Raw genomic sequence first — 12,299 nt, 5'->3', positions numbered from 1 at the left:
AAGAATGGCAATCGAGACGACCTCATGAGACGCAGGTTAGACGGCGAATACGACTACATCATCATAGGAGCCGGAACGGCCGGATGCGTGCTTGCCAATCGCCTTTCGGCAGATCCGGCCAACAGGGTTCTGCTTCTGGAAGCGGGTGGCAAGGATAGCTACCCCTGGATCCATGTTCCTGTCGGGTATCTCTACTGCATGGGCAATCCGCGTACGGACTGGATGCTTCGCACGGAGGCCGATCCGGGGCTGAACGGCAGGTCCCTCGCCTACCCGCGGGGGAAGGTCCTCGGCGGATGCAGCTCCATCAACGGCATGATCTACATGCGCGGTCAGGCAGCCGACTACGACGGCTGGGCGCAGATGGGAAACACCGGCTGGAGCTGGCAAGACGTGCTGCCCTACTTCGTGCGGTCCGAGGACAGACCGGATGCGGATGGCAGGCTGCATGGTGCGGGCGGAGAGTGGAAGGTCGCGCGGCAGCGGTTGAGATGGGACCTCCTGGATGATTTCCAGAGTGCCGCAAGCGAAATGGGCATTCCCCGAACGACCGATTTCAACGCAGGAGACAACGAAGGCGCAGGCTATTTCGAGGTCAACCAGAAAGGCGGCCGCCGCTGGAGTTCGGCACGGGGCTTCCTGAAACCGGCGCTGAAACGCGGCAATCTGCGGCTTTTGACCGGTGCAACAGTGAAGCGGATCATCCTGGACGGCCGCCGCGCGACGGGCGTTGCCTTCAGTTGCGCAGGACAGGAGCTTATAGCCACGGCCGGAAAAGAAGTCCTCCTTGCGGCGGGGGCCGTTCATTCTCCCGCGCTGCTTGAACTGTCAGGCATCGGCCGGCCGGAGGTCATCAGGAAGGCCGGCATAGATGTGGTGCATGCCCTGGATGACGTCGGTGAGAACCTCCAGGACCACCTTCAACTGCGCATGGTTTTCCGGGTCCGCAATGCCCGGACCTTGAACCAGGTCGTCAATTCGCTCTCAGGCAAAGTGTCGATGGCTGCCCAATATCTTTGGTCGCGGTCGGGTCCGCTTTCCATGGCGCCCAGCCAATTCGGCATTTTCACCCGCAGCAGCCCGGACGTGGCGACGCCCGATCTGGAGTATCACATTCAACCCCTGTCGACCGACCGGCTCGGCGAGCCTCTGCATCCCTATCCGGCCGTCACCGTCTCGGTCTGCAATCTCCGGCCGGAAAGCCGCGGCACGGTGCATATCGCTTCCGACAGCCCTGAAACGCCACCGAAAATAACACCGCGCTATCTGTCCGCTTCTGGTGACAGGACGGTTGCACTCAGGTCCCTGCGTCATGCACGCGTTTTGCTGTCCATGCCTTCCTTGAAAAAATACGAGCCGGAAGAAGCTCTGCCCGGCCTCGACGTCTGGTCCGATGATGCGCTCATGCGTGCTGCGGGCGACATCGGGACAACCATTTTTCATCCTGTCGGAACCTGCAGGATGGGTGTCGATGACAAAGCCGTCGTCGACCCGGAACTGCGGGTGCGCGGCATCGATGGACTGCGTGTCGTGGATGCTTCGATCATGCCGCGCATTGTTTCCGGCAACACGGCATCACCCGTCGTGATGATCGCCGAGAAGGCCGCAGACATGATCCTGCTCTCTGCCTGACAAAAACTCCCCAAGAAACAGAACCACGAGGATTTCACATGAAGTTTCTTCGCTTTGGCCCGTTGGGCCAGGAAAAACCGGGCTGTGTTGATGCCGAAGGCCGCATCCGGGACCTGTCCGCTCACATAAGCGACCTGACGCCCGAAACACTCACAAAAAGCACCCTTTCTGCCCTGAGTGCCCTGGACACTGAAAAGCTGCCGGTCGTGGATCCGGACGTGCGCCTTGGCGCTTGTGTGGGGGGCGTCCGGAATTTCTACGCAGTCGGGCTGAACTATGCCCGGCACGCAAAGGAAACAGGCAATCCAAATCCCTCCGAACCGGTGCTGTTTTCCAAATCCACCTCATGCATCAGCGGTCCGAACGATCCGATCATTTTGCCGAAGGGATCGGAAAAAACCGACTGGGAAGTCGAATTGGGTGTCGTGATCGGCAGCGAATGCCAATACGTTCCAGAGTGGGACGCGCTGGAGATGGTCGCCGGCTATTGTCTCATCAACGACGTCAGTGAGCGGTCTTATCAGATCGAGCGCGGTGGCCAGTGGATCAAGGGCAAATCCGCACCAAACTTTGGCCCGATTGGTCCCTGGCTGGTTACACGGGACGAGATCCGGGACCCGCAGGACCTTCGATTGACGCTCTCGGTGAACGGAGTGGTTCGCCAGGACAGCTCAACCGACGACATGATTTTCACCGTGGCGAAAATCATCTCCTACATGTCCAATTTCATGCGTCTGATGCCCGGTGATGTCATTGCCACAGGAACGCCGGAAGGCGTAGGCCTTGGGCTCGATCCCCCGCAGTTTCTCAAGCTTGGTGACGTTGTCGATCTAAGCATCTCCGGCCTCGGAAGCCAGCGACAAACCGTTGTCTCCCAGCCGGCTTGATTGACCGGCTTCCTATCAAGTCTTGTCAGGCGCAATCCCGTCGTGATGTCACCCTTGGCCAGATTAAGGCATGTTGGACGCCATCCGAATGTGGCTGAGAGCCTCCGCCTTTGGCGGTGTTCGTCCCAGCCACTCATCATCGATATGAATCCGTTCCTTCGCATCGATTCCAATCATTCATTGGACCGCTGTTCGGAGACCTTTGAAAATGAGGTCATGGGACCCGGTGACGATTTTCTTCTCCCAGCCGGCAGCCTAGCGCGGAAAACTCCAGTCAAAAACAATCCAGTTTTCGGGGATCAGAGCATGATATTTTTGGCCATATGTCGCCCGTGTTTGCAGTGTCATTTTCAGTGCACATTCGCAGGACGCGAGATTGTCCGGGGATGAGTGGTGTCTGTTTCGGTTGTGGTCACCCTGCCACGAGGTGATTTGAGATCGGTATTCGGAGAGCGATGTGAAGAGTGTGTCTTCGAGGCATTCGTCCCCGAACGCTTTCGTCAAGAAGGTGACCGACCTAGAAACGGAACGTCAGGTTAGCCTTTAAATCATGCAAAGCACTCTCTCCGGAGAGATGGCCGCCATAGGCAACACCGAACGTGGTGTTTTCAGCGAGATCGATGTCTAGCCCGGCATCGACGGTCAAGACATCGCGTGCGATAGGCGCACCCCAAACCGTAAAGTCCGCGCCGCCTGCAAAACTATTTTGGACCGACGGGTTCAAAGGTCCAATGGCGTGCTGCCAGCCGAGGCCACCATGAAAATTCACCGCCGTCTGGTCGAAGTTGACAACACCAGCTGCACGCAAGCCAAGGGTCGTGAAGGTAGCTGAAGAGGTCGCGGCATTGACCGTCAGGGCGGCTGCGCCGCCGCTCTCGGTGAAACCGTCCGTGTGCAGGTTGACATGGGCCAGCCCCGCAAAGGGCTCGAGCGAATAGGCACCCAGACCAATCTCGTACCCGGCTTCGGCGAAGGCCTGCAGGGTTCGTCCGGTATAGTCGGCAGACAGGCTGTCGGTGAAGCTGCCGACAGTGACATCGCGGTCACTGTCGATGCCATGCCAGGAATAGGAGCCGCCGAAGCGCAGGGCCAGCGCGTTCACGCTAGTGGAGCCGTAGGCCCCGAATAGATAGCTGTCCACTTTCGACGTGGACGAGCGCGCCTTCACATCGACATTTGCCCTCTGGTATCCGCCCATCAGGCCGAGATGTACGGCATCGCCCAGAACACCGTCGGCCCCAGCCAGGAAGCCGCCGCTTGAGCTGGAAAGACCCGCTGTGTTTCCTGTCGAGGACCAGTCCCCGAAACCGCCGATCGCGGTCATCCAGAGGGCGCTGCCCGCAGCGGAAAAGCTGTCCCCATAGGTGGCGGTTTGCGCTGTGGCACCCCCCGGTTCCAGGTCTACCGCGCCCATATGGGTCCTGACGGCACGGCTTCGGTCATAGGCGGCATTGCGCAGGAACCGTGCTTCCTCGATCACAACCGTTGAAAGAGACGCGTGGATTTCGCCCGACAGGTCATCAAAAGCGGCGCGTGCACCAGAAGCACTTTGCGAGATGACGGCGTCATAAAGGCTGGACCCGCTGCCGAGATCCCCGATTGCAGACGCCGTCTTTGTCTGGTTGAGGGTCTGCGCGACACTTGTCAGGCCTGCGGCGTTACGGGTCAGCGTAAGGTAGACATTCAGCGTGTCGTAGCTGAGCGCTCCGTCCAGGAAGGCGAAGTTTTCGCTCAAGGACCCGAAGGTTCCGGTAATCCCACCAGACGCGGTCAGGATGGTGTAGGTCGATACAGCGGCATAACTGGAACCATTGTCAGTGCCGTTTTCGGCCAACACGGTGACGGAGGCGCCACTATCGAGAGTTGCTGTGCCCGTAGCGGAAATCAGGTCGTTGTTCGTTCCAGCCGTAGTGCCGCCGTCATTGACCTCGACCTCGTAAACCGAGCCACTCGCGAAATTGACATCGCCGGAAACTGTTGTCGTGCCGATGGAATTACCCGGTGCGAATGTGCCGCCAGATTGCACAACGACAGACCCGACTGTGCCGGAACCGCCGAGCTTGCCACCGCTGACGGTCACACTGGCATTCGTGATCGTGCCATTCACGGACAAGGTCCCCGCATCAAGGGTCCATGACTGTGCGGCAGTGTTGCTCCCGGTCAGTGTCCAGGTGCTGCCGCCGGTTTTCTGAAATATGCCAAAACCCTGATACTGCGCACTGGCGCCGATCTGCGATACGTCAAAGCTGCTGTTGGTGCCCCCGCCAAGACGCAAGGTGTCGGCGGAACTGAACGCACTCACGTTGCCAAGGATGTTGGACCCGGCCTGCAATTCCAGGGTGTTGGTCCCGCCGGTGAAACTGATGGCATCGGCGCGTGTCGCTCCATCGCCCGAGAGACCACCGGCGATGGTGCCGCTATTGTAGATAGTGAGACTGGATCCAGAAACGCCCGCTCCGCCAACGCCGGCTTGACCCGCCGTACCAACTTTTGTTGCGCCCGCGGCACCACCATTGCCGCCGGTAATCGAACCCGTGTTCGTGACAACGAGGTCGGATGCCACGATGCCTGCGCCACCATTGCCACCATCGCCACCGTTGCCATAAAAAAATTTGTCACCTTGCCCTGCGCCTCCACTCCCGCCAGCGCCTCCCGCAATAGTATGCCCATTCAGGAAGACGTTGGACGTAGTGACAAAATCCAGCCCGATCCCACCACTGCCGCCATCGCCACCCCTGCCGCCGCCCTGTCCCCCTCGACCGCCTGCACCACCAGTGCCTCCGGTCAAGGTAGCATTGTTGGTCAGCGAAAGACTGGATCCCGTGATGACCGTGCCGTAGCCACCTGCACCACCGCCGCCACCGCCACCGATATTCCCGGTCGGACCCCCTACCGGAAAGCCCCCGCCGTTCCCACCGTTTCCACCGTTCCCGCCGGAAAGTGTGCCGGAGACCGAGACAACTGCACCATGTGCGCCGCCACCACCGCCGCCACTGCCCGTTCCTCCGCTATTCACGTTGCCGCCAGCAACCCCATCCGCTCCCGGGGTTAAGCCGCCAGCACCGCCAGCACCGCCAGCACCGCCAGCACCAGCTCCACCAGCACCGCCTGTCACACCAGCACCGCCACCGCCACCACCAGTGACGACGCTAATGTCCACGACTCCGTTGCTGCCGCTGTCACCCGCAGCCGTCGCACTGTCGCTTCCTCCAGGAACCCCCGTTGCAGCGCCCCCGCCTCTGCCACCGTCCGCGAATGCGGGCGTTGTTACCAAGACCAACGCCAGGGCCAGTCCGACTGGCATAGCCATTCTTGTGCTGCAGGGCGCGGACCGCATGGCAAGCTGGCTCACCTGTGAGCGCAGGATTCCGAGTTGAGCCGAAATGGAGGATGCTCGGCCTGCAGCAGGGGCCACACACTGATCTGAACTCTTTACACAGCCCATGGATTGGTCCTTGTAGTCGGCACTTCTGCACGATTCAAAAGGTGAGAAAACGATATATTCAACGTTACAGTGCTGGCTCCTGCGAGCTGTCGTAACTGACGGTCACATCGATCGGCTAGTCTCCGACGGAAATGATTGTCATGTGTACGCCGGCGTCATCGCCTTTGAAATTCGGAGCGTGCAGGAGCAAACTGTCATCAATTATCTCTCCAGAAAATGCCGGGATCAGAATGAAATGAAGCTATTTATTGAGACGCACAATTCGGCATTAAGATATCAGTAATTGAGTTTGTGACAATCGTCGCGTGTAATTATTTTGTACTTTTCGCTGCCGTTTGAGCGCGTTCAGTTGGTCTGCCTTCACACCACATTACTGTTTGGGCCACCGCCAGCAGCTTTTTTCGTTTATAGCGTTCGCGCAATGGCACAATGGGAAGCCGTGGCTGCTGCATGCGTTCAAAAGAAATGTGCTTCAGGCATTTTCGGTCAAACAACATGACAAAGCCCATTTAAGGTTCTCCATCTCCCATCATCCATTTGAATCCGTTCCTTCGCATCGATTCCAATCATTCATTGGACCGCTGTTCGGAGATCTTCGACACTGCGGTCATGGAACCAGATGACGATCTCCTTCTCCTCAAACGCGTGGACCCGGGCCGGAACATGAACCGGTTCTACCACCTGTCGGTCGAGCCCACCCTGTTCGGCGGATTTGCCGTTCGCCGGACATGGGGACGCCTGGGCACCTGGGGTCGAACGCGGCTTGATCTGTTTGCGGATGTGTCATCGGCTCTGGCGCATCAGCAGAAGCTGGCGGCACAAAAGCATAAGCGCGGGTATCGCCCGGAATGAGGCTGTGGCGTTGTTCCTGATCCCAGACCCCAGACCCCTGTGTCACGGGATCTTCCTCGGGCAGATCACTCAATCAGACGTCACAGGATACCCCAGGCCCTGTATCTGTCTCGGCCTGTAAGCTCGCGGGGGAGCGCGGGGCCGAGTTGGCGGATCATGCGGTCGACGGCAGCGGCGGTGACACCGAGGTCCTGACGGGCCATGGGAATGGTCACCAGGGGGCGGGACAGGAACATCCGGGCAAACTCCGGCAGCCTCGAGTGGCTTCGGCAAGACTGGCAATGGCGTGCTAGTTGCTCCTGGGCAATCGAGAGCCGGTCGAGCTGATCCATGGTTTCCTGGGCGGCTTTTTCGAAACCGGACAGGAAGCCGGCGATGCGCACCTGGAACGTGTCCTTGCGGCGCCAGCGAAAGGGCGACTTTCGCAATCCCGCTGACAGGCTTGGCAAATGAGACATGGTCACCTGTGTTTTCAGGAAGACAGCCGACAGCAGGCGGCCAAGTTCCGGCCATCCGTCCAGCGGCTGCAGCACCTGCCATGCATCAAGCAAAATCGCCGCCGCCAGAACGGGCGGTAATTTCAGGGCTTCAGCTTCCTTTTTGACAGTGAGCCAGTCGTCCAGACGGTCACCCCGTTCCGAAAACCGAGAGAAGTGTACGGAAGGTATGTCTCCGGATTGGCGGGACGAGACAGGTCTTTCCGGAACGGTTCCCTGCGCCAGCTGTCTGGAGCGTTCCAGAACGGCCTCGATCTCGGCAAAGAGATTTTTTTCCGTATCGGTAATGTCCTGTTGGGCCGAGGTTGAGGCGGCAGGTCCCCTCTCCTCCCCCGAGCTTCTGATTGTCGTTGTCTCTAACTCGGCGTCATCTGTCGGCCGACCCACAAGTACCAGTATACCGTCGCGGCTCAAGACAGTGTCCGGGGTTTGCCGGTCGACCCGTCTGCGGAGCGCCAGGAACCTGGCGGCCCGGGTCAATTCGTGGGTGGGTGCGCGTCTGTCGGTGCCGGCGTCGTGCAGGACAAGGTCCTCCAGATGAACGAGGTCTCCATCGAGGGCCATGGAGGCACAGGTCTCAAACAGGTGGGACCGGCTGCGCACGCCGTCTTCCAGCGCAGGTGTCCGGCGCAATCTCTCGTCGGCTCGGGTCAGCGACCGGCTGGCGCGATCGAGCGGGTCGGCCAGATCGAGCCAATCCAGTGATTTCAGGGACTTGTGAAGATCGTAAACCATTGACATCAGCTGATAATATTTCATTAACGATAATCAACAAGCAAAAAAGTATCATCACATGGATATCAGTCAACTAAGGATCATAAGCAATGATAATTAAAGCTTATCGATAGTTAGACTTTTTAGCGACCTCATGCTAGACTGTCCCGATCCGCAAAAGCCTGTCAGCCATGCCCGAAAGCCCCCTCCCCGCGCCCCGTCTCTCGTCGCAGCCCGCACGGAATGAGGCTGCGGATCAGGCAATGCGCGACAAGATAGAAACCCTCGACACGTTGTCCGCCATTCTGCCAGCCATCGCCGGGTCAGACCGGGCAGAGCAGCTGGCCCGGCTTTTGACCGATGAGGACATCGACACCCTGCGCCACCTTGCCAGGGAAGGCATGGGCGAGAATTCGCTGAGGGCTCTGACCTCCGACTTTTCCTATCTGGAAGGCTGGTGCCTGGCGGCAACCGGAAGCCCCCTGCCCTGGCCCGCACCGGCGCCGCTCATTCTCAAGTTCATCGCCCATCACCTGTGGGATCCGGACAAGAAGATGTCTGATCCCGGTCACGGGATGCCTGAAGACATTGCGAGGCAACTTGAGGCGCAAGGATTGCTTCGCAGCGCGAAAAATACGGCGGGCCAACGGCCCCCGCATGCACCGGCGACTGTGCAGCGGCGGTTGGCCTCCTGGTCGACCTTGCATCGCTGGCGGGGTCTGACGGGAGACTTCTCCGCGGCGGAAGTGCGCTCCGCCATGCGTCTGGCTGTCCGTGTCGCCGACCGGCCGCGCGCGCGGAAAAGCCGCAAGGCGATCACGGCCGATTGTCTGGAGCTGCTGCTCGCGACATGTAACGGCACGGACTACGCCGCACCAAGCCTGATGGACATTCGTGACAGGGCCTTGCTGCTGGTCGGGTTTGCCTCCGGTGGCCGTCGGCGCTCAGAGTTATCCGGAATGCGGTTTGGTCAGATCACCTGGGAGGACTTCTTGCCTCTGGATCCGAGTGACCCGGGGAGCGACCTCCTGCCTGCCGCCAGCCTGCGACTGGGGCGCACCAAGACGGAAGAATCTTCGGACGACAATTCGGTTCTTCTGATCGGACGGAGTGTCGACGCGCTGAAGGCCTGGCTGGAAGCGGCCCAGATTCAGGAAGGGGCCGTCTTCCGCGCGATCGATCAGTGGGGCAACCTGAAAACCCGTGCCCTCACCCCGCAATCGGTGAATGCCATCGTCAAGAAACGCTGTGCCCTTGCCGGTCTGGACCCGCAGGACTTTTCCGCGCATGGCTTGCGCTCAGGCTTTCTGACGGAAGCGGCCAACAGGGACATTCCGATCCAGGATGCCATGCTGCAGTCCCGGCACAGGTCTCTCGCCCAGGCGTCCAGCTATTACAGCGATGCCGGGCGCAGCAGACGGCGGTCAGCCAGATTGTTGGGGTGATGTTCAACGCGAGGGAAGCTCATGAGGGAGATCCGGGCAGGTCTTGAAAGTGGCCCGTCCGGATCATTTCTCCTCAATCATTAGCTGATCCATCAGTCGAGTTGAACTCCTTAAAAAACAGTTAATAAACTCTCATATTCCCTTGCGGTATACAAGCGACGAGAGGTTGTTGTCATGGCCAAGGTGCATCCATTTCGTGTTTTGCAGACTTCGGCAAGCTCTGTTTGCTGCGAGGTCGTTCCTGGGGCTGGCGTTTTGCATTGCACCGGACTGGCGCGCAATTTTCCGATGTTGTTAAGCGCGGCATGATCATTGAGCGTAATGATTGGTGTGCGCCGTTGCACGTAATGCCTCTCTTAGTTGTCGTTATAATTCTGTTCGCAGGGCCGGCGGTCAGGTCGAAGCCATCAAGTCTGTATTCATCTTTCAGAAAACAGGTCGTCCTGTTCCTGTCCGGCCGGTTGCACAATTTCAGCAGCTAGCGTTTGCAGGACATGTATCTGGCAGCTCCTAAATACGTGGCAACTGACTCCCCTCTTCATTCGGTCCATTCTCTTCAAGATTTCGTTCGGATCGGGGAAGGCTGATTGGGGAAGCAAACAGGAAACTAAAGTTTGGTCGCATAGCCACAGTGGGTTTCACCAACACGGGTTGAGCTATATTGAGCCAACAAGTAAGCCGTCGGCTTGGTCCATGCTTGTGATGCCGGTTCATTGGTTTCCGGTCTGAAAATACTTAGTTGGACGATGCCGGAGAGCTCGCGGACGGGCTCGGCTAATTGATTGTTTTTTGGGATTTGCTAGTTGTGTGCAGAGGCCTTTAGCGCAGAAGGGTTCGTTCTGTGGGTATAGCGCCCTCCCTAGATGCAATGCGCTTCTTAGCTTGAGGAAGTTTTCTTTAAGCGCCGCGTAATTTTCGTTGGTCTAATGAGCTCCGGTCGGGAGTCCGGTTGCTGCCATACAAGCGGTTTGTCGTTCAGCATCGAATTGAAGCTGCCGAATGATTGAGCTCTTTATTGACACGTGGTTTGCTGAAGGTGTTTCGGAGCACTCATTGGTGGATGGAGCGTTAGACGGGGTGGCGCTGGAGGGCCAGATGTTCCGGTCGTTTCGGCTGGACGCATTGTGAAAAGCGGTGGCGTGTGTCTCTGGCCAGATGTCTCGTTACTTTCATCGTTCGGCGTTACCTCCCTGCCCGCTCCATTTTTGTCCTGACGGGCCTCAAAGAACGAATATCGAGACAGCCCGCTCGAACCGACGCTCGTTATGCCAAGGATCAACTTTTCGTCCGATGCCTTGTTCAGCTTGAGGTGGTTTTTGATCTCTTTTTTCTTGCATTGGGTGGCGCGACGGTCTGGTTCTGAGAATGCTCGCCGGAAACCAGGCGGAGGCTCTGTGATAGGGCTTTCTTTTGAGCGTCCAAGGCCTGGCGAATATAGATAGCCATCTGCAATGTGTTGCCTGTGCAGAAATTTCGGAAGTGCCAGGTACACATGCGTCGACGCATCATTACGTTCGCATGCGTTTCAGACGTTGGCATGGGCAAAACTTGTGAATATAGCAATTGCTATATCAGCTGATTTTTCCGGGTGTGGGGTGTGGCCCTTCAGTGTTAAAAGTCGCTCCGCTAGAAATTATAGCAATTGCTATATTTGACTGGTGCCGCGCTGATCGTTCGTAGAGACACAAAGAGCCTGACGCAAATTTCGTCGATTGTCCGGCTATAATCGTGGTTTGCTATGCATGGGTTTCAGGCAAAATAGTCCTGCGATGCATGGCAAAAATACACGGCAAAAATTTGGGTGAACGCCCTATGAGGGCGGTTCGTCAGATGCCAGGGCCTGTCTTCACTCCCGAAGATTTTTCTGGCCGATTGGGCAACGAGTGCCAGGTGGGCTTTTAGATGGTCGCCGGCTTTTTAATTGGAGCCGATCTGGCCAAAAGCTTTTTGTGAGCCTGCTGTATTGCAAATCCCCAGAGAGGGGAGGGGCTTACAAACCCGTGAACGCATCCAAACCACCAGTTTCCCGCGCCGCTTGCCGGGCGCAGTCGAACAGAGCCTTTCTATCCTCGGGCTTGTGCATGAGACCGAGATTTGTGACCGTCGTCATGACGCAGGCAATCTCCTGCTGTGCATCAAACACCGGCACGGCCTGTCCCGTAATACCTGGTAGCAGGTGGTCGGTCAGTTCGGCCCAGCACTCGGCGCGAACGGTCTCGAGGATCTTGCGCGAGGGTGGTTTGCCTCGGAAATGAGGGGGCTGCAATTTCCTGGCAACGTTGATCTGGCTTTCGGGAAGGAATGCCTGGAAGACCAGACCGCATGCGGAATTGTCGACCGGAAGGACGTCACCAAGTCCAACGGAACTGATCGAAAAATGTGCGCTCCGATACCAGCGCACGACTGTTGGGCCACGCTCGGTCCAGATGGCGATGCCCGCACTTGCAGCGTAGCCACTGGCGAGTTGCTTCGTGTGCCTTGCCGCGATCTCTACAGGGTTTACACGTTTCAAGGCGCCAATGCCGATACTCAACGCGGTCGGGCCAAGATCGTAGTGCCCGGTCTGGGGGTCTTGCATGACGAGCCCCTCCTTCACCAGGCTTTGAAGGTATCGGTGTGCGGTCGGGCTGCCGGTGCCGGCCTGTTTGGCGATGACGCCAAGTGCCATGGCTTCGGAACCATTGGCCAGGATGTTCAAGAATCGCGTGGCAATGGAAACGGATTGAATGTTACCGGAGCGTTTGGGTGATTGTCCGGTCATTTCACCATCTGCGTCTTCACTCATTGCCTGGCACCTTAATCGACTGATGCCTGGATTCGTCGTGCA

Annotated in this window: 9 protein-coding genes; 4 read left to right on the top strand and 5 right to left on the bottom strand. The window is 58.2% G+C overall.

Annotation, left to right across the window (positions count from 1 at the left end):
- The first annotated feature begins 24 nt into the window (after window positions 1–24).
- On the top strand, window positions 25–1,632 hold the full coding sequence (locus HCG46_RS24960) for a GMC family oxidoreductase N-terminal domain-containing protein (protein WP_168687765.1): 1,608 nt from the start codon (window positions 25–27) through the stop codon (window positions 1,630–1,632).
- 38 nt (window positions 1,633–1,670) lie between these two features.
- Window positions 1,671–2,519, top strand: coding sequence for a fumarylacetoacetate hydrolase family protein (locus HCG46_RS24955; RefSeq protein ID WP_168687764.1), 849 nt, complete (start codon window positions 1,671–1,673; stop codon window positions 2,517–2,519).
- 255 nt (window positions 2,520–2,774) lie between these two features.
- On the opposite strand, the gene HCG46_RS28710 is transcribed toward HCG46_RS24955, so the two are convergent.
- The 3 genes from HCG46_RS28710 to HCG46_RS24940 form a co-directional block, all read right to left on the bottom strand.
- A complete protein-coding gene (locus tag HCG46_RS28710; protein ID WP_168687763.1) occupies window positions 2,775–3,023 on the bottom strand; it encodes an integrase core domain-containing protein in 249 nt (82 codons plus the stop codon).
- 13 nt (window positions 3,024–3,036) lie between these two features.
- A complete protein-coding gene (locus tag HCG46_RS24945; RefSeq protein ID WP_168687762.1) occupies window positions 3,037–5,679 on the bottom strand; it encodes an autotransporter domain-containing protein in 2,643 nt (880 codons plus the stop codon).
- Between the two features lie 596 nt (window positions 5,680–6,275).
- A complete protein-coding gene (locus tag HCG46_RS24940; RefSeq protein WP_168687761.1) occupies window positions 6,276–6,473 on the bottom strand; it encodes a hypothetical protein in 198 nt (65 codons plus the stop codon).
- Window positions 6,474–6,573: 100 nt separating this feature from the next.
- Here HCG46_RS24940 and HCG46_RS24935 point away from each other — a divergent pair, with 100 nt between their 5' ends.
- The gene (locus tag HCG46_RS24935) at window positions 6,574–6,816 is read left to right on the top strand and encodes a WGR domain-containing protein (protein ID WP_055661078.1); all 243 of its coding nucleotides are present in this window, start codon (window positions 6,574–6,576) and stop codon (window positions 6,814–6,816) included.
- A gap of 80 nt (window positions 6,817–6,896) precedes the next feature.
- On the opposite strand, the gene HCG46_RS24930 is transcribed toward HCG46_RS24935, so the two are convergent.
- Window positions 6,897–8,054 (bottom strand): RHE_PE00001 family protein, encoded by a 1,158-nt coding sequence (locus HCG46_RS24930; RefSeq protein WP_209009617.1) that lies wholly within the window; start codon window positions 8,052–8,054, stop codon window positions 6,897–6,899.
- A 236-nt stretch (window positions 8,055–8,290) separates the two neighbouring features.
- Here HCG46_RS24930 and HCG46_RS24925 point away from each other — a divergent pair, with 236 nt between their 5' ends.
- Entirely contained in the window at window positions 8,291–9,472 is a 1,182-nt protein-coding gene (locus HCG46_RS24925; protein WP_168687759.1) for a tyrosine-type recombinase/integrase, read from the top strand.
- A 1,990-nt stretch (window positions 9,473–11,462) separates the two neighbouring features.
- On the opposite strand, the gene HCG46_RS24920 is transcribed toward HCG46_RS24925, so the two are convergent.
- Complete coding sequence (locus HCG46_RS24920; protein ID WP_168687758.1) at window positions 11,463–12,257, bottom strand: IclR family transcriptional regulator; 795 nt, start codon at window positions 12,255–12,257, stop codon at window positions 11,463–11,465.
- Window positions 12,258–12,299 lie beyond the last annotated feature (42 nt).

The sequence above is a fragment of the Labrenzia sp. PO1 genome (assembly GCF_012273635.1).
Classification (GTDB): Bacteria; Pseudomonadota; Alphaproteobacteria; order Rhizobiales; family Stappiaceae; genus Roseibium; species Roseibium algicola.
Note: the sequence above shows the minus strand (reverse complement) of the source record. Positions and strands in the feature narration are given on the sequence as shown.